Source organism: Gilliamella sp. B3127 (assembly GCF_026536935.1).
Taxonomy (GTDB): Bacteria; Pseudomonadota; Gammaproteobacteria; order Enterobacterales; family Orbaceae; genus Gilliamella; species Gilliamella apicola_E.
The window spans coordinates 214,339-231,959 of the sequence record NZ_JAFNNI010000003.1 but is presented as its reverse complement, the minus strand read 5'-3'; the positions used below and the strand labels follow the sequence as shown (position 1 = coordinate 231,959).

General features: G+C 32.2%; 18 protein-coding genes and 1 other annotated feature. Of the genes, 7 read left to right on the top strand and 11 right to left on the bottom strand.

Annotated features, from left to right (window positions below; all coding sequences use genetic code 11):
- Position 1: 1 nt before the first annotated feature.
- The 4 genes from hisC to J3U00_RS06915 all read right to left on the bottom strand — a co-directional run bounded on the left by hisC (position 2) and on the right by J3U00_RS06915 (position 4,017).
- Positions 2-1,060 (bottom strand): histidinol-phosphate transaminase, encoded by a 1,059-nt coding sequence (gene hisC, locus J3U00_RS06930; RefSeq protein WP_267331990.1) that lies wholly within the window; start codon positions 1,058-1,060, stop codon positions 2-4.
- Positions 1,061-1,072: 12 nt separating this feature from the next.
- Positions 1,073-2,371, bottom strand: coding sequence for a histidinol dehydrogenase (hisD, locus tag J3U00_RS06925; RefSeq protein ID WP_267331989.1), 1,299 nt, complete (start codon positions 2,369-2,371; stop codon positions 1,073-1,075).
- A 4-nt stretch (positions 2,372-2,375) separates the two neighbouring features.
- The gene (gene hisG, locus J3U00_RS06920; protein WP_065563470.1) at positions 2,376-3,275 is read right to left on the bottom strand and encodes an ATP phosphoribosyltransferase; all 900 of its coding nucleotides are present in this window, start codon (positions 3,273-3,275) and stop codon (positions 2,376-2,378) included.
- Between the two features lie 32 nt (positions 3,276-3,307).
- Positions 3,308-3,433, bottom strand: a sequence feature (His leader region).
- Between the two features lie 191 nt (positions 3,434-3,624).
- A complete protein-coding gene (locus J3U00_RS06915; protein WP_065563469.1) occupies positions 3,625-4,017 on the bottom strand; it encodes an Lrp/AsnC family transcriptional regulator in 393 nt (130 codons plus the stop codon).
- 106 nt (positions 4,018-4,123) lie between these two features.
- Here J3U00_RS06915 and J3U00_RS06910 point away from each other — a divergent pair, with 106 nt between their 5' ends.
- Both J3U00_RS06910 and J3U00_RS06905 read left to right on the top strand, forming a co-directional pair.
- On the top strand, positions 4,124-4,675 hold the full coding sequence (locus tag J3U00_RS06910; protein WP_267331988.1) for a cysteine hydrolase family protein: 552 nt from the start codon (positions 4,124-4,126) through the stop codon (positions 4,673-4,675).
- 141 nt (positions 4,676-4,816) lie between these two features.
- Positions 4,817-5,971, top strand: a complete 1,155-nt coding sequence (locus tag J3U00_RS06905; protein ID WP_267331987.1) for a hypothetical protein — start codon at positions 4,817-4,819, stop codon at positions 5,969-5,971.
- Positions 5,972-6,337: 366 nt separating this feature from the next.
- On the opposite strand, the gene J3U00_RS06900 is transcribed toward J3U00_RS06905, so the two are convergent.
- Positions 6,338-6,754, bottom strand: coding sequence for a DoxX family protein (locus J3U00_RS06900; protein ID WP_065734870.1), 417 nt, complete (start codon positions 6,752-6,754; stop codon positions 6,338-6,340).
- A gap of 415 nt (positions 6,755-7,169) precedes the next feature.
- Between J3U00_RS06900 and J3U00_RS06895 the strand changes: the two genes are divergently transcribed.
- The gene (locus J3U00_RS06895) at positions 7,170-7,793 is read left to right on the top strand and encodes a TetR/AcrR family transcriptional regulator (protein ID WP_065563465.1); all 624 of its coding nucleotides are present in this window, start codon (positions 7,170-7,172) and stop codon (positions 7,791-7,793) included.
- A 114-nt stretch (positions 7,794-7,907) separates the two neighbouring features.
- Here J3U00_RS06895 and J3U00_RS06890 read toward each other — a convergent pair whose 3' ends face one another.
- Positions 7,908-8,306, bottom strand: a complete 399-nt coding sequence (locus J3U00_RS06890; protein ID WP_267331986.1) for a cell division inhibitor SulA — start codon at positions 8,304-8,306, stop codon at positions 7,908-7,910.
- Positions 8,307-8,412: 106 nt separating this feature from the next.
- Positions 8,413-8,790, bottom strand: coding sequence for a fluoride efflux transporter CrcB (crcB, locus tag J3U00_RS06885; protein ID WP_065563463.1), 378 nt, complete (start codon positions 8,788-8,790; stop codon positions 8,413-8,415).
- Between the two features lie 186 nt (positions 8,791-8,976).
- Here crcB and J3U00_RS06880 point away from each other — a divergent pair, with 186 nt between their 5' ends.
- The 4 genes from J3U00_RS06880 (at position 8,977) to hxlB (ending at position 11,791) form a co-directional block, all read left to right on the top strand.
- The gene (locus tag J3U00_RS06880) at positions 8,977-9,579 is read left to right on the top strand and encodes a riboflavin synthase subunit alpha (RefSeq protein WP_267331985.1); all 603 of its coding nucleotides are present in this window, start codon (positions 8,977-8,979) and stop codon (positions 9,577-9,579) included.
- Between the two features lie 504 nt (positions 9,580-10,083).
- Positions 10,084-10,578, top strand: a complete 495-nt coding sequence (locus J3U00_RS06875) for a YjbQ family protein (protein WP_267331984.1) — start codon at positions 10,084-10,086, stop codon at positions 10,576-10,578.
- A 15-nt stretch (positions 10,579-10,593) separates the two neighbouring features.
- Positions 10,594-11,244 (top strand): ribulose-phosphate 3-epimerase, encoded by a 651-nt coding sequence (rpe, locus tag J3U00_RS06870; RefSeq protein ID WP_267331983.1) that lies wholly within the window; start codon positions 10,594-10,596, stop codon positions 11,242-11,244.
- A 10-nt stretch (positions 11,245-11,254) separates the two neighbouring features.
- A complete protein-coding gene (gene hxlB, locus J3U00_RS06865) occupies positions 11,255-11,791 on the top strand; it encodes a 6-phospho-3-hexuloisomerase (protein ID WP_267331982.1) in 537 nt (178 codons plus the stop codon).
- Positions 11,792-12,061: 270 nt separating this feature from the next.
- Here the strand turns inward: hxlB and mmuM are convergent, their stop codons facing one another.
- The 4 genes from mmuM to J3U00_RS06845 form a co-directional block, all read right to left on the bottom strand.
- The gene (gene mmuM / locus J3U00_RS06860; RefSeq protein ID WP_267331981.1) at positions 12,062-12,988 is read right to left on the bottom strand and encodes a homocysteine S-methyltransferase; all 927 of its coding nucleotides are present in this window, start codon (positions 12,986-12,988) and stop codon (positions 12,062-12,064) included.
- Positions 12,988-14,379, bottom strand: coding sequence for an S-methylmethionine permease (mmuP, locus tag J3U00_RS06855; RefSeq protein WP_267331980.1), 1,392 nt, complete (start codon positions 14,377-14,379; stop codon positions 12,988-12,990). Before mmuP ends, mmuM begins: the two co-directional genes overlap by 1 nt.
- Positions 14,380-14,592: 213 nt before the next feature.
- Positions 14,593-15,978 (bottom strand): DUF945 family protein, encoded by a 1,386-nt coding sequence (locus J3U00_RS06850; RefSeq protein ID WP_267331979.1) that lies wholly within the window; start codon positions 15,976-15,978, stop codon positions 14,593-14,595.
- Between the two features lie 104 nt (positions 15,979-16,082).
- Positions 16,083-17,615, bottom strand: coding sequence for a DUF945 family protein (locus J3U00_RS06845; protein ID WP_267331978.1), 1,533 nt, complete (start codon positions 17,613-17,615; stop codon positions 16,083-16,085).
- Positions 17,616-17,621: the final 6 nt, after the last annotated feature.

Genomic DNA, 17,621 nt, shown 5'->3' with positions numbered 1-17,621 from the left:
CCTATAATATGGCTTTAAGTGCTGTTATTACTGCTTCACATTCAGCTTGAGTACCAATCGAAATTCGAACAAAACCATCTTGACCAATTGATTTACTTTGGTCACGCAATATAATGCCTTCATTCCAAAGTTTATGAAATACATCCTTATTACTCTGAAATTTAACACATAAATAATTTGATTCACTAGGATAAACTTTTTCGACTATAGGCAGTGCTGAAAGATGCTTAGCCAGCTTTTCTTTTTGATTATTCAGATTGATGACATGCAATCTCATCGTATTAATACCGTCTTTACTCAATGCCTGAGTGGCAATGTCAGCTACAGGTGTAGCTAATGGATATGGAGCGATCACTTTTTGTAACGCGTCGATTACTGGCTTATTAGCTAAAGTAAATCCACAACGTAAACCGGCAAGTGCAAATGCTTTTGATAAGGTGCGTAAAATCACTAAGTGAGGAAAGTCTTTAAGCCAACTGACTACCGTTGAATTAGGCGAAAACTCAATATAAGCCTCATCAATCACAACTAGCGCTCGATCTTCGGCTATATTAAGTAATGTTTTAATATCATCTTGATTGATTAAATTACCAGTGGGATTATTTGGTGAACAAACATAGATTAATTTAACACTATCAATATTTTGCTTAATTCCTTCAAGATCAAGTTGCCAATCTGATTTGGTCGGTACAGTTTTAGTTTTTATTCCTAAAGTTTCAGCACTGACTTGATACATACCATAAGTTGGTGGACAGTAAAGTATTGTATCTGTATCAGGCTCACAAAAAGCACGCATTAATAGCTCTATCGCTTCATCAGCACCGCGGCTAACTATCACTTGATCAGGTCGAACTCCTGCATACTGCGCATAACCATTTATAACATGTTCAGGCTGTGCTTCTGGATAACGGTTTAATGTTTGTTCTGTTAACTGATAATTGGGGGCAACAGGGTATTCATTGGCATTTAACCACACGTCACCTTTACCACCAATACGTCTGGCTGATTGATAAGGTGTCAACTTTTGTACGTTTTTTCTGACTAATTGATTAATATCCATTTTATCCACCTATTATTTATTATCAGCATTAAGTTTAGCTAAGCGAATCGTTACCGCATTTTTGTGTGCAGTCAGTTGCTCAGCTTGTGCCATTAGCTCAACTGCTGTACCTATCGCTTTCAATCCATCAGGCGTTAATTTTTGTACAGTCATCCGTTTTTGAAAATCTGGTAACCCGAGGCTTGAATAAGTTGAGGTATAACCATAAGTAGGTAATACATGATTTGTACCTGATGCATAATCGCCAGCCGATTCTGGTGACCAATCACCGATAAATATTGAACCGGCACTATTAATTTTATCAACCAGTTGATCCGCATTTTTAGTTTGAATAATTAAATGCTCAGGCCCATAACGATTGCTGATATCTACACATTCTTCTAAATCGCTGGTTACTATAAGTCGGCTTTCTTTCAACGCTTTTTCAGCAATATCTTGGCGCGATAGTTGCATAAGTTGTTTATCAACCTCAATCGAAACTTCCTGTGCAATCTTCTCATCAGGAGTAAGTAGTACCACTTGTGAATCCGGTCCATGTTCAGCTTGTGAAAGTAAATCAGCAGCTATAAAAGATGGATTAGCAGAACTATCGGCGATGACCAATACTTCAGAAGGGCCTGCTGGCATATCAATAGCTGCACCATCAAGACGTTGGCTTACTTGACGTTTGGCTTCAGTAACATAAGCATTACCCGGGCCAAATATTTTATCGACTTTTGGAACTGACTCGGTACCTAATGCCATTGCAGCAATCGCTTGTGCTCCCCCTAATTGATAGATTTCTGTTACACCACAAAGATCGGCAGCATATAAAATTTCGTCTGCAATTGGGGGAGGTGAGCATAAAATCACTTTACGACAACCAGCAATTTTGGCTGGAATAGCGAGCATTAAAACAGTCGATAATAAAGGAGCAGAACCACCAGGTATATAAAGACCAACTGAATCAATAGGTCTGGTCACTGATTGGCATTGAATACCTGGCATAGTTTCAACTGTTATGGTCGGTCTTACTTGCGCTTGATGGAATTTTTTAATATTGCTCACAGCTAATTGCATTGCCTGTTTTAAATCCGTTGTGACACGACTAATTGCTGTTTTTATCTCATCTTCAGTTAATTTAATTTGATTGGTTTGAGTTTTATCATATTTACTACTCAATGCTTTGAGGGCTTGGTCACCATTTTGTTTAACCTGTGTCAAAATATCTTTAACCACTTGGCTAATAGAATCTGAGGCAGCAATTGCCGGGCGAGTTAATAATTCTGCTTGCTGTTCTTTAGAACAATTTTGCCAATAAGAAAGCTTCATTTGATTACTCCATCATTTTTTCAATTGGTAATACAAGGATTGAACTAGCACCTAATGCTTTTAGTTTTTCCATGGTTTCCCAGAATAATGACTCAGTACTAACCATGTGTAATGCTACCCGATTTTGTTCACCGGTTAATGGTAAAATAGTTGGATTTTCTGCACCAGGTAATAGCGAAACAACTTGATCTAAAACTGCTGTTGGAGCGTGAAGCATAATATATTTAGATTCACGAGCTTGAATTACACCTTGAATTCGAGTCATCACTTTATCGATTAGGGCTTGTTTAGTGCAGGACATTTCACCTTCACGTTGAATTAAGCATGCTTTAGATTTATAAATGACTTCTATTTCTTGTAAACCATTGGCCTCAAGAGTTGCACCACTTGATACCAAATCACAAATTACATCAGCTAAACCAGCTCGAGGAGCCACTTCAACAGAACCATTAAGCAAACAAGTTTTAAAACTTACATTATATTGAGAGAGATAACGGCGGAGTAGGTGAGGATAAGTTGTTGCTACACGCAAATTATTTAAGCACTCGGGACCTGTATAGTTAAAGTCACGAGGGGCGGCAATAGATAAACGACATCCTCCAAAATCAAGTCTACGTAATTTTTTATATTGTGGATTATAACCTTCAGCTTGCCTATCTAGAACTTCTTCTTCTAAAACATTTTCGCCTACAATACCAATATCAACTACGCCATCAATCACAAGGCCTGGTATATCGTCATCACGAACGCGTAAAATATCAATTGGCATATTTTCAGCGAAAGCAATTAGACGTTGCTCTTGTAGATTAATTTTGATACCACACTGAGCTAGTAATTTTTTTGACTCATCACTTAAACGTCCTGATTTTTGCATTGCTATACGTAAACGTGAATTATCCAACATGTTATTCTCCCTAAATAAAATTATTAACCACAAACAAAAAACCCTCGGAAGTTTGATCTTCCGAGGGTTCTCTATTTGCTTTTGCGAAATCACCGGAAGACCATTTGTCTTCCAGCACCAATCGCCCGAAGACTATTCAGGAATGATGGTGATGATGGTGTTTAGTCATACAAAAACAATTCATAAAAATTAAAACCTTTAAATTTAACTGTTGTACAAAATATAACAGAAACGATTAATGAGCAATAGCTTTTTGTTAATTTATTGAAATAAATTGTAAGCAAGCGATTATTATTAACCATAATGACTTATCAAATATAAATATTTAATCATTTATTTTTACGATTAATTATAAGATTTGTTTTAACTTATGGCTGACTTTATAACGACTATAATCAGCAATTTTATTTAAGAAGTTCTCTAGACTATTATTTTCAAAGTGGCAGACAATCATATAACAACCATCACCAGTAATTTTGTAAAATTCGGAAACCTCATCAAAAGATTTTACTAACTTTTCAAACGATTCAAATTGATTTGAATTCATATAAATAGTAATAAATTGTAATTGAGATTTTTGCTCTTTAATGGTGAATTTTTCGATAATATGATTATTTAATAACTCTTGCACACGTTGACCAACTGCTTGGCTTGACAAGAATACCTTCTCTCCAATCTCTCGCCAAGATTGACGACTATTCTCTTTTAACTCATTTAATATAGCGCGATCTTTTTTATCCATATTTTCATTTTGAAAGCGAACTGCTGTTAATTCCTTCAATTTACTATGTTATTTAAAAGTTAATACCTGCAGAATAATAACATAAAACATTATAAAGGAGAGCAAAATGACGCAAGCATTAATAATTATTGATGTGCAAAATGATTATTTCCCTGAGGGAAAATACCCATTAAATAATACCGAACAGACGTTGAAATATATTTTAAAGTTACAAAATTATTTCCGTCAAAAGCAATTGCCGATTATTTATATACAGCACGTTAATCAAGATGTTAATGCCGCTTTTTTTGTAAAAAATAGCTACGGAAGTCAGTTACATTCTAAATTACTTCCTCTTGAAGAGCATAATGAATTTATTGTTCAAAAAGCATATCCAAATAGCTTTTACCAAACTCATTTACAACAGAAGTTAGAGCAATTAGGTATATCACAATTAGTGATTTGTGGAATGATGAGTCACATGTGTGTTGATTCCACTACACGCTGCGCATTTGAACTAAATTATCAACCAATTTTGATTCATGATGCTTGTACTACTCGTGATCTTAACTTTAATGACAATATAATTGCTTCACAAATAGTTCATGATAGTTTTATGTCTGCATTAATGCGATTTGCAACAGTAAAGAAGTGTGAATCATTTATACAAAAAATTTAATGAAGTGAAATAAATAAAACACTATTTTAAACTTTAATAATTGAAGTAAATATTCTTATTTTTGACATTAATATTTATCTGTGATAATACTGGCTAATTAAAAATAATTTAATATTAATTAGTATTTTATAGGTGTTTTACATGTTTCAATCCATTGATGTGCATCATGTAGCAAGAGAGGTTATTATATTATTATTCTTGTTGCCAATCTTTTATTTCTTTTATGTTTTTTCATTCATAACTATCTTTGTAAGAATGAATCGAATTATTAGAGCAATTCTAGCAACTATAATTTTGGCTTTAACTGTTTATATTTCAATCAATGCTAATTTGGAGTTTTTTATATTTTTTCTTTCAGCTATTGTTTTTCCGCTAATAATTCGTTTTTGCCAATCAGAAACAAAAAAATATTTTGGTTCAAGAAATAAATTAGCTTCTTTATTCAGTTATATATTATTACCATTATTTTGTACTTTCTTTTGGCCGGCTTACTTAATCATAGTACCTAGCGTGACAGAGTATTTAGAAAATAGACCAAGTAGCGAGTGTAAAAAAAATGGCCGTTTAGTTGAACTGTCAAAAGATACAATCTTACGTATTTATCCTAATTCTAAATATTCACCATTTTGGGTTATTGAAGGATATAATAGTGCTAATGTTTCAGAAAGAAAATTTTGCGAGAAGTTTTCTAATGATGTAGCTCATAAAATTGATAAAATTAGTGATATTAGAATTGACTCGAGTGATATTTGCCTTCATCCAACATCCAAAGCATTAACTGCTTATTGCAATAATATAAAAAATGAAAATTTACAATTTAACAATTTAGATATTGATTTTTTTAGAACTAATAAGAATAGCTCTGATGACAGTTCATTTAAAATATTTCAAGAAAACTTAGAGTATGCAAAAAGTAAAGAAAACTGTGATTATTGTTATAATAAATTTATAGAGAGTAATCAATTTGACAATAATATAGTTCTGTATAGATTTAAAAATAATAATATTCTAATTGTTCCCCAACCAAATTGGTTACCTATTCAATCTGAACCATTAGTAATTCAATGTTCAATTGATAAGGATTTAGGATGTCATTATATTTATGAATATAAAGGGGATTTTAAAGTATCACTTCACTATGAATTTATAAGTCATGATAATAAAGCCAATTATGGAGAGGAACCCATTTACAACCAAGAGTTCATTGATAAATATTTAGAAGGTGCTCAAAAAGCCGCTTTAGTCGTTGAAGATTTTATTGAGAGTCTAAGTGACAAGCAAGATATGGTGGATTGAGACTTTAGTTAAATAGTTTCAAATTACTTGCCGATTGATGTTAGTTTATATTTTAAGGATTGATTTCAGATAAAGCTTTCAATGCTTAGATAAATTTACCCAGAATATACATATTATAGTTTTCTTATTATCAATAAATAAACAATCAAAAAATTGTAGCGTAATATGTTTAATAAAATAGATCATATAAACATAACTGGTTTAAATAAAATATAATTATTTGAATATTAAGATAGGGAAGAGTAATAAACAATATCGATAGGAAAAATAAGCCATTATTAAAACTAGATTGAACTATTTATTTAAGCGATAAATCAAAATTAGAGGAAAGGTAATCATTTTTACCTTTCCTAGAAATTTAACATATTATGACTCGATAATTTGTGGATATTTTTTACCAGATAGAACACTAAATCTGCCGGTTCCAAGCAATGAAAGACTAAAAGCAGTTAAAGACATAAATGCTGGATATTCCCAACCACCACCTGGATTAGTAAATGACCAACCATTAGCCCAATGCACAATAGTTATTATTGCTAGTTGAAAAAAGGCAATTAATGCAACAGCGCGAGTTAGAATACCTAATAGCAACAATGCACCGCCACCAATTTCAAAAACGATTACAATATAAGAAAAGAACCCAGGAAAACCAAGAGTGTGAAAATACTCTGCGGTACCTTCTGGTGTTAGAACAAGTAATTTAGTAAAACCATGGGCTAAAAACATCATACCTAAAGCAATTCGTAATACGAAAGCAGCTACATCAGTTTGATATTCTTTCATTGTGTGTTTCCTATATTAAGTTAACAAAATAATAAAAATCTTATATATCTATTACTTATTTGAAACATAGGATACTGCATGTGAGATTTTCTCACAGTTAACAATCAATAGTAAAGGAACATTAAAAAAATTAAAGTTCTTCCTATCAATATGAATTAGTACTATTAATTGCGATAAAATAGCGGTGCGACTAATGTCGCACCGGTATTACTTACTTATTGTTGGTGTCGAATAGAATTGGTATTTGAATTTGTTTGCCTAAATTATGTTTCTAAACATTCAAATTTTATTGGGTAACATTATATATCAAAAATGAGACTTTAGTCTCATTTTTTTAAAATATTTCACAATTAATAATTTATTATTTAAAATGAAAGAAATGGCGTAAAATTAATATAAGTCAAAAAACACTGTTATGAACAAATTTGAAACTAGTTCTTTGAACAACTTTACAAGTCTTAAAAAAAAGAATTATGAGCGACTATTAGAGATTGCTTTGGACTCATTAGAAAATGGAATTGAACCTACGATTACTGAGTTAGCTGATAAATCAGGAATCTCAAGATCGACTGCTTATCGCTATTTTCCAACACAAAATGATCTGATATCGGCAGTGGTTAATCGTTCACTTGATCCTATTTTACAATGGCATACAGACGAACAAAATATAAGCCAAAGAGTTAATGAATTCATATCGTTTGCTTATACTGAAATGATAAAACATGAAGGTGCTATAAGAGCGACGATGCGATTATCTTTGCAACAATGGGCGAATGAGCGTTCTAAATCAGCACCTAATACAACAAAACGAGTACGGGAAAATCGTAAAGAGGTAATTTCGAAATTATTACAACCGTTACAATCACAGCTTAGTGAAGAGCAATATAATAAAGTCATTTATACCATATCAATCATCTGTGGTTCGCAAATAACGGTTTTAAAAGATGTTTGGAATTTAGATGATTCATATATTATATCGCTTTCTCAATGGATAGCTAACGCTATCATTAATCAAGCGAAAAATGATGCTAACACTTAACGTATTTTTTTCCTATTCCTTTCTAAGTTTTTAAAATGAAAAATCATTCAAAACACTGCCATATTAGACAGTGTCTTTCTTTTATAACTATAAATTTTTGAAACAGATATTTTTTTAATGGTATTGAATTGGTTGTTGGTTTTGTTCATCGTGAACTAAAAACAAACAGGTATTGCTGGTTAAAACGGCTTGTTGTAAACGCAGTTTATCTTTCTCATTAAGATCATTAACACATGCAACTACATAACTACAGGTTTTACTTTGTAATGCTTTCTCAATAGTAGATACTAAATTTTCATTATTCAAATTAGCTAAATGAACAACTTTTTCTTTATCTAATCCAGCAGTATTCACCCATGAACGTTTTAACATCGGACGATCTGATAGCCATAATTGCCATTTTTTCTCTTTATTAAATGAACGTAATAAAGGTCGCTGTTGTTGTAACACCTGTTGAAAGGGTGTTTCAAAATTGATAGCCATAAGTTGTGGTGAAGAATGTTCAATAAGCATAAAAACCTCGATGCTGTTTATATATACAGTGTATATTAATACAGTAATTTGAGGTTGTAAATACTATTTGTGATCATTTTTTATATTGTTTTGGGTTAATATACCTTCATGAACGAAAAAATTGATAGGTAAAAAAGCCTAAAAATGTCATTAAAACTGAGCCAGTAACATGAACAGCAATGGTCGCTAATCCCCAACCAATACGACCTTCTTGAAGAAAGTTAACAATTTCAGCCGAAAACGTTGAAAAAGTAGATAACCCACCACAAAAACCTGTAATTATCAGCAATCGCCACTCAGCAGAAAGATTTGCATGATTAAAAAAAGCAATTGCAAAACCAATAATATAACCAGCGATCAAATTAGAAAATAATGTACCTAAAGGAATAGCAAAAGCAATGACATTTAATTTTAACGATAAGAACCAGCGAAGCAATCCTCCGAAAACTGAACCGATTGAAATAGCTAAAATAAGTTTCAACATAAATGGGCAACCTTTAAATCATAAATTAAACCTGATCATATCAGTAGAGCATCCAATTGGATATCTTTTTGAAGATAAAATCATTCATTTATTAAATATATTAAATATTCGATTTCAATCGTTATTATTTTTTACTGGTTTGCGCTAAAATATTTAGCTAAATGATTAAATATAAAGGTTATGATAATGTTTACAGGAATCGTACAAGGTGTTGGTCAGATTATTTGTATCACAGATCAGGACAAATTAAGAACCTATAAAGTCAAACTTCCACACAACTTAACAAATAATATTGAAATCGGGGCATCAATAGCAAATGATGGCTGTTGCTTAACTGTAACCGGAATTGAAAATGACTGCGTAACCTTTGACATTATGCAAGAAACCCTTGCTTTAACTACTCTCGGCAATAAGAAGCAAAACGACTTTGTTAATATTGAACGAAGTGCTAAATATGGTGATGAAATAGGTGGGCATGTAATGTCTGGACATGTCTCTTGTACTGCAACCATTAGCGATATTCAAAAAACAGCTACCAACTGTCAAATGACCTTAGCTATGCCAGAAAAATTTATGAAATATGTGCTATATAAAGGCTTTATTGGTATAGACGGCGCAAGTTTAACCGTTGGTGAGGTTAAAGATAACCATTTTAACATTCACCTGATCCCAGAAACCTTATCGATTACTACTCTTGATACCAAAAAAGTAGGGGATAGTGTTAATATCGAAATTGATTCACAAACTCAAGCTATTGTCGATACGGTTGAACGCGTATTAGCAAAATAAATGATTGAGCACAAAAGATTATTTAATAATGGTTTATTGCAAAAAATAGACTTTTTATTGAAATAAAAGCAAACTATTAAAAGCATCAAACCATTATTATTGAATTAACTTATAACATAAGTTATTACAAACATTTATCTCTTTATATAAAATAAACTCAGCTATTTAATAGGATGAAAATATTAAAGGTATGCTTTACTATCTGAAATGAATCATCCAAATAATCATCATTCTTAATTTATTCATTAAAAAGAGATATAAAATAGTAATTTCATGTCAAATGACTAAATGTATTACCTCATTATTAAGACCTTTATAATCATCTAGATTAAGAAAAATACTCCATTTTAAGATTGCTATTTACGCAATCAGACTTTTCAACATTGGTTATTATCACATTTGATTCCAGATTAATCTGGAAAAAAATGTAATCGTCTTATTTATTTATCTAACTATACTTTAAATCATCATGAAGGTATTACATATAGAAAAAGGAGTTGAGTAATGGAAGGACAGATCAAATTACTTAAACTACTTTACCATGATATTACTGAAGAATTAAATCAATTTGTTAAGCAATCCAATATCCAAAATGGTCAGTTAACCATAGCTACCACACATACAACTTGCTCACTATTTTTTGAAGAGTGTATGCATGACACTAATTTTTTTGGGGATGAGTTTCTTCATGTCGATATCAACAATACCTTAGAAAAAATTGTACCACGCATGACCAGTGAAAATCAGTACAACAGCCCAGGTCCAAAGCATGTTGAATTTGGTTTAGGACTTAGTGATCCCAATTATCCAGCAGAAAAATGGGTTATGCTAAATACTGATGCTCATATCAAATCATCACTTTTTGGTCATTTCTCATTGGTGTTGATCATTAAAGATGGTTTGCCACTATTAGGGCAATTAGGAAAAATCTATTTTGTTGACTGGGATGCGCTACGTGAACGAAAACGTAATGTCAATTTTATGTTGATGGGCTGTTAATAAGAGGGAATAATTATGATACTGTCCCCATCACTATTTAATTCTGATCTTTATCAGATTAAAGAAAACTTGGAAAAATTGAAATCATTGGGTATTCGTCAATTACATATTGACGTGATGGATAATCACTATGTACCAAATCTTGGTTTTAATGCAAGCTTTGTCAAAAATTTAAAAACACATACTGATTTCATTTTAGATTGTCATCTTATGGTCGAGAAGCCTGAGTTAGCCATAGCAGATTTTATTGATGCTAAAGCTGATATTATCACCTTTCATTACGAAGCAACGGCCCATCACTCATTCATTATCAACAAAATAAAAAGTAATAATATCAAAGCTGGAATAGCTATAAATCCAAGCACACCGGTTGAAAACCTAAAATTATTATTACCTTTTATCGATTTAGTATTAGTTATGACTGTTAATCCGGGTCAAAAAAATGAAAGCTTTTTACCTTTTACCTTACAAAAAATTGAACAATTAACCCGTGAAAAGCAAAAAGGTAATTATCATTACGACATCCAAGTTGATGGCAATATTACCGACCAAACTATATCACCATGCATTGCCGCTGGAGCAAATAGCATTGTATCGGGTGGATTCATCTTTAAAAATAATGCCATCGAAAACAATATAGAAAAGTTAAAAGTGGAAATAAAATAGGAATGAAAAAGTGACTATCAAAAATGTACTTAGCAAAATATTAACTGAAATATCGGCACAAGAAAGTAATATAAATGAAGATCAACTTCAGGAATTTAAAAACGCTATTATTAACGCAAAACACATCTTTTTAGCTGGAACCGGCCGATCAGGATTAATGATTAGTGCATTTGCTAATCGATTAATGCATTTAGGTTTAAATGTGAGTTTAATAACTGAAATCAGCAAACCTAAAGCAAATGTTGGCGATTTATTGATTTTAGGATCTAATTCTGGGGAAACTAAAAGCCTCATCGCTTATGCTAATCAAGCAAAAGCAATCGGTGTTAAAATAATCCTATTTACCACCAACAACAACTCAAGTTTAGCAAAACTAGCTGATAACATTGTTGCAATTCCAATCAATGTTGTTCAATTAAATCAACCTATGGGCAGTACCTTTGAACAACTATCTCTGCTGACTTATGACAGTATTATTTATAGCCTAATGGAAGATTTGAATCAAACGCCAGAATCAATGAAAAACCGACATGCCAATATTGAATAGCATTGAGTCTAAAAAGCTCCAAGTCTCAAGCCTAAATTAGTGATGGATGCTTTTGGAGGCAAGTCCATTGCATCTACACTATATGGGATAATTAACATTATAGCATTTAATATTTTTATAAAATTTTGAGGAACGGGGTTTTTTAATTCAAAAAAAGTTGAGGAACGGGGTTTTTGAGGGGATGAGAATGCAAATAGCTCTTAAAAAGTTAAACCGCCATTAATTTATCTATTCAATTAACAGCGATTTTATTCCTTACAGATTGAATCACTATTTAATGCTTTTTAAATAGTCAGCAATTTCTGCAATATCTTTAGGTGTAGTTTGGCAGCATCCGCCAATCAATTTAGCACCTAATTTTAACCAAGTTGGTAATTGGTTTTTGAAAGTACAGTTGTGTTGGTGATTTTTATGCCATTGTTTGGTGGTTGGATCATACTGTTCACCTGAGTTTGGATAAACAATCAAAGGTTTTCTAGTTAAGGTTTGTAATACGGTTAATGCGGCAGTTACTTCTTCTAAGGCAATGCAATTAATACCAACGCTAACCACTTGATCAACGTTATTTAGATAATCGATCACTTCTTTTAGTGGGGTACCATCGCTAAGGTGATTAGCATCTTTTAAGGTAAATGAGAACCATGCTGTCATTGATGGATATTGTTTCAGTACTTTGACAAGCGCTTTAATTTCAGCAAAATTGGGTAAGGTTTCGCAAGCTAGAATATCGGCTTTGCCATCGATTAATGCTTGTATTCGGATCTGATGAAATTCGATAAATTTATCTTCACTTAATTGGTAGTTGCCTGTGTATTCTGAACCATCAGCTAAATAAGCACCATAAGGACCAACTGAACCAGCTATAAATAGTGGTTTATTTTTACCAATCTGAGTTAAATATTGCTCTTTTGCTTGTTGAGCCAGCTCGACACTTTTTTTGATAAGCTTTATAGATTCATCTAAAGATATCCCTTTTTTAGCGAACCCTAAAGGTGATGCCTGATAGCTGGCAGTGGTTGCACAATCTGCACCAGCTTTAAAGTAGTCATAATGAACTTGCCTAATCAGATCGGGTTGTTCTATTAATACTTTGGCTGACCATAAACTATCATTAAGATCACAGCCACGGCGCTGTAACTCACTAGCTAAAGCACCGTCAATTATGATATTTTGGTTGAATGATATTGGATTAAACATTATCGGTTTACTCGTTGTTGATAAGCTCGGGTAACATGATAGGCGATATAGCAAAACACCACAAATGGAATACCACAATAAAGCGCGATGCGCTGTTCTGGATCGAATGCCAAACCGACACAAGCAACTAAGCATAGAATAAAGCCTAAAATTGGTACTAATGGGTATAAAGGTGCTTTATATTTGAGACCTTCAATGTCAGAAGATGAAAGTTGTTTTCTAAAAAAGTAATGAGAAGCACAAATACTTAACCAAACTGCCACCACAGCGAAGCCAGAAATCGCGGTCAGGCCGACAAATACCGTATCTGGGGCGATGACACTAGAAAACAGCGCTAATAAACCACCAATCATACTAACGGAAATAGCAGTGGTTGGAATACCTTTTTTATTTAGTTTACTAAAATATTTAGGTAATGTACCTTGATTGGATAGTGACCATAACATCCGACCAGAAGCATATAGACCAGAATTAGCGGCTGATAGAATAGCGGTTAAAATAACAAAATTCATAATATCAGCCGAATAGGGGATACCAATACTTTCGAACACTTCAACAAATGGACTTTTGATTACACCAGCTTGCTCCATTGGTAGTAGCGCTGCTAATACAAAAATTGTACCGACGAAAAAGATGATTAATCTGAAAATAGTGGTTTTAATCGCTAATGGAATCGATTTTTCAGGCTGATGGGTTTCACCAGCAGCTATACCAATAAGTTCGGTTCCAGAAAAAGCAAAATTAACTGATACCATGGTCATAATTATTGGCGTAATACCATTTGGAAACCAGCCATGCTCGGTAATATTATGTAAAAATGGAGCTGGCATATCATTTTTCATCGGAATTATGCCAAAAATAGCTGCGCTTCCGGCAATGATAAATACTACGATAGTGATGACTTTTATTATCGAAAACCAAAACTCACTTTCGGCAAAAAATTGAGCGGTAATCATATTCAACATAAAAATGACTATGCAAAAAACTAAACACCACTGCCATACTGAAACTTGCGGGAACCAGTATTGCATACACAATCCGGCAGCGGTAAAGCTTGATCCTAATGCGACAGTCCAAGTTAACCAATAAAGCCAGGCTACCGTATAGCCTGTAGCCGGGCTGATAAATCGAGATGCATAGGTATGAAAGGCACCCGTTTCAGGCATAGCCACAGCAAGTTCACCTAAACATAACATGACAAGATAAACGACTAATGCGCCAATTAAATAGGCAATGATTGCACCAATTGCGCCAGCAGTGGCAATAATATAACCGGTATTAAAAAATAGACCGGTCCCAATTACACCACCTAAAGATAGCATAATTAAATGCCGAGTTTTCATGGTGCGTTTAAATTGATTTTCATTACTAACAGAAGAATGTTTATTCATAAAATTTATTTTCAGTTAAAGTAAAAGAATTCATAATTCTAAGTAAGTTGAATTATGATTTAAATATTCATCTATCATTGTTTAAACAAATACTTCATTTTGTGATTTGATATAACTAATCAAATAATATGTATCGGATTTACAAATAAATTGTTTATTGAAGCTATCCCGCCAAAAGGTGGCGGGATAAATTAGTGATAAAGAGTTTAACTTTTAAAAATGGTTTTGAAGCTCTTGAAAACTCATTTTTTTGCCATTAAGGTTGAATTGACCACTTTGTTTAGTGTATTCAATTTCAGTGAATATACCTTCCACATCTCCTTTTTTAAATAAAATTGCTGGATATGGAGATCTATTAAAAGATCTTTCAACGATGAATTGCATTTGTTTAGCATCAGACTCAAATTGTTGTTCAGAAATATTTTCATTTTCTGGATTATCAAATTGAGTCTTAATACGTGCTATAACTTTGTATGGTGCATCAAGATTTACTTTAAATTGGTTAAGTTGATCGATATTTTGAGCCAATCTGAAACTTGACATTATAGTGAAATCAGAAACATCAAAAAATGCGCTGTAGTTAAAATCACCGGCTGCATTGTGCCAATTGACTTTTTTGATGTTTATTTTGGTATTAGGTGAACTATGTTTAATTTTAGCTAAAAACGGCGCTGCTTCCGGGTAAATTTCTAAAAAAGATTTATCTAATCCTTCAAAATCAAATTCAAACGAACCATTACCAATGTCTTGTTTACCATATTTAAATGAATCAATCTTGAATGCAAAATCACCATTTAAACCACTCTCTTTAGCTTCTAACACATAATTCCAAGCTAAATTTTTCAGAGAAATTTCAGGTGTATTGTTAACAGATTCAAAATTAAAATAGAAATCATCAACGCTAGCATTTAAAGTATATTTGTTTTGAAAATCTGCATCATTAACAACTTTTAAATTGGTTATTTTTAATTGATTATCTGCATCATGTTGATAATTAATTTTACTTGCTTCAATCGAAATTGATGGGGCAACAAAATTAATGTTTCCTGAAGCACGCCAATTTATCTCACCAAGATCAAGTTTACCATCAGCATCTTCAACTCCGATATCTTTCAAATCAAGTACAATTGGTTGAGTTGATATGTTATAGTCTATGAAGTCAGAGTAAGACAGGCTTATATGACCTTTCATAAATGGCTGATTGCCCGCTTTTTTCCATAAATCAGGATTAAATTGTTCACTATTTTGAAATTCAACCCAAGCTTGTTGTGGTGTGAATACACCATTTTTTAAAGCTTCAATCGGAAAAGGCCCATGATGAATAATCACATCATCATCGTATAATACAACTGTTTTTGAGTTTTCAATGTTTGTTACAGCTATTTTTATGTGTGTTTTAGTTGAGAAAAGGCTTTTTTCGTCATTTGTATGCGTGATTTGTACATTAAAATTATCTTGTAAACTATTAACTTTTTGGGTTAAATTTTTTAATGTGCCATCAAGACCATTTTCAATTACATTTCCGGTATACCATGCAGTACCAACATACCCCAAACCTAATATTGCAATAACACCAACTGCTAATTTTGTTTTCTTCATTTTTACTCTCTTAATTTCTATTACTTGTTAGTTACTTTTCTAAAATTAATAATTTTTACTGCTTTTTACTTCGGGTTTAAGACTAATTGGGTTTTAATTCATTATTATTTTAATAGTTCCAATACATCACTTTTATTATAAATTTTTCCATTAATATTAACATCATTGCTATCTTGAAGTATATCAATAAATAAACCTTGCTCTCCGTCTTTACTAAAGGTAAATAATGGCGAATCATTAGACATATGTGCCAATATGTCTTGGACTATTTTTTTAGATTTATTAAATTGATCCTCTGTTATACCACTATTATTAGGCGAATGATATTGAGCAAATGTACGCGCTAGTACGTTAAGCGGGGCGTTCACGTGTAATGTAAAGTTATTGATGTTATCAAACGGATCGTTAATTATATAAATTTTACTAAGATTAGTAACATCAAGTAAACCTTTGATATTGATGTCACCATTATCATTATGTAAATTTAATTTTTTTAACTCAAATCGACTATTGATAGGTTGATTATATTGAGTATCTTCATCGATAAACGCTGCACCAAATTCCGCCTTATCTAACCCTTGATAATCAATATTTATTTCTGCTTTTCCTAACTCTTGTTGTCCATATAAGATCGAGTCAATACTACCGCTAAAAAAGCCATTTAGAGTACGGCTATCACCAAAATTAACTTTCTGATTGACTGAAATTTTATTTACTTTTATAGCAGGTCGTTTATCGTCTGACTCAGGAATTAAGGTAAACTTATCGAGGTTAGCTTGTAAGGTTATATTTTGATTATTGGAATCAATAGTGCTATCTACTTTTAGATTGTTTATTAAGAAAGTGTCATTATCGGACTTAGTAAAGTCATAATCAGGATTGAAAAAAGCATCTCTTAGATTTGTATTTAAAGAATCTAAACTCAATAAATAATGAGTATTTGTTGATTGTTTTTCGCCAGCAAACTCAATGTGAAGCTTATCTAAAGTGAAATATACATTAGCTTTTTTGGTGTGAAATCTATCTAAATCCAGCGTTATCGAAGGTATAGGGGAATCCTTATTACTAATAAATGTAAAACTACCATTACCTAATTCGTATTCAAGATTAATATTAGTTTCGAACTCCCTTTTTTCACTAAATTTTCGACTAAAAAGTTTCATGATCAGATTATTACTATAATCCAAACTAATGTAGCCAGTAATAAATGGTTGATTTCCCATAGCTTCCCATAACGCAGGTTTAGCTTCTTGGCTGATTTCATAATCAATCCAAGCCTTTTGTGGTGAAAATATACCTTGTTTTAAAGCTGCAATTGGGAATGGTCCATGATGAATAGTAAAATCTTTATCAGCTAACGTTAATACATCCTCTGAACTTCCATCTTTGGGTGTTAACGTCATATAGATGTGTGTTTTGGTTGAAAACAGATGTCTTTCATGATTAGAATGGGAAATGTTTAACTTAAAGATATTTTGCGCATTGTTAAATTTTGCAACGGTTTCGGGTAACGTATTGTATAGTTCCTTTTCTATTACGATACCTGTATGCCATGCTATACAAATATAGCCTAATATAGCAATAGTAATAATGGTTAATATAGCAATAGTAATAATAGTTAATATTGTTTTTTTCAATTCTTA

Excerpts from the sequence above, each read along its gene's own strand:
- hisC (WP_267331990.1), bottom strand. The coding sequence starts at position 1,060 with ATGGATATTAATCAATTAGTCAGAAAAAACGTACAAAAGTTGACACCT.
- hisD (WP_267331989.1), bottom strand. The coding sequence starts at position 2,371 with ATGAAGCTTTCTTATTGGCAAAATTGTTCTAAAGAACAGCAAGCAGAA.
- hisG (WP_065563470.1), bottom strand. The coding sequence starts at position 3,275 with ATGTTGGATAATTCACGTTTACGTATAGCAATGCAAAAATCAGGACGT.
- J3U00_RS06915 (WP_065563469.1), bottom strand. The coding sequence starts at position 4,017 with ATGGATAAAAAAGATCGCGCTATATTAAATGAGTTAAAAGAGAATAGT.
- J3U00_RS06910 (WP_267331988.1), top strand. The coding sequence starts at position 4,124 with ATGACGCAAGCATTAATAATTATTGATGTGCAAAATGATTATTTCCCT.
- J3U00_RS06905 (WP_267331987.1), top strand. The coding sequence starts at position 4,817 with ATGTTTCAATCCATTGATGTGCATCATGTAGCAAGAGAGGTTATTATA.
- J3U00_RS06900 (WP_065734870.1), bottom strand. The coding sequence starts at position 6,754 with ATGAAAGAATATCAAACTGATGTAGCTGCTTTCGTATTACGAATTGCT.
- J3U00_RS06895 (WP_065563465.1), top strand. The coding sequence starts at position 7,170 with ATGAACAAATTTGAAACTAGTTCTTTGAACAACTTTACAAGTCTTAAA.
- J3U00_RS06890 (WP_267331986.1), bottom strand. The coding sequence starts at position 8,306 with ATGCTTATTGAACATTCTTCACCACAACTTATGGCTATCAATTTTGAA.
- crcB (WP_065563463.1), bottom strand. The coding sequence starts at position 8,790 with ATGTTGAAACTTATTTTAGCTATTTCAATCGGTTCAGTTTTCGGAGGA.
- J3U00_RS06880 (WP_267331985.1), top strand. The coding sequence starts at position 8,977 with ATGTTTACAGGAATCGTACAAGGTGTTGGTCAGATTATTTGTATCACA.
- J3U00_RS06875 (WP_267331984.1), top strand. The coding sequence starts at position 10,084 with ATGGAAGGACAGATCAAATTACTTAAACTACTTTACCATGATATTACT.
- rpe (WP_267331983.1), top strand. The coding sequence starts at position 10,594 with ATGATACTGTCCCCATCACTATTTAATTCTGATCTTTATCAGATTAAA.
- mmuM (WP_267331981.1), bottom strand. The coding sequence starts at position 12,988 with ATGTTTAATCCAATATCATTCAACCAAAATATCATAATTGACGGTGCT.
- mmuP (WP_267331980.1), bottom strand. The coding sequence starts at position 14,379 with ATGAATAAACATTCTTCTGTTAGTAATGAAAATCAATTTAAACGCACC.
- J3U00_RS06850 (WP_267331979.1), bottom strand. The coding sequence starts at position 15,978 with ATGAAGAAAACAAAATTAGCAGTTGGTGTTATTGCAATATTAGGTTTG.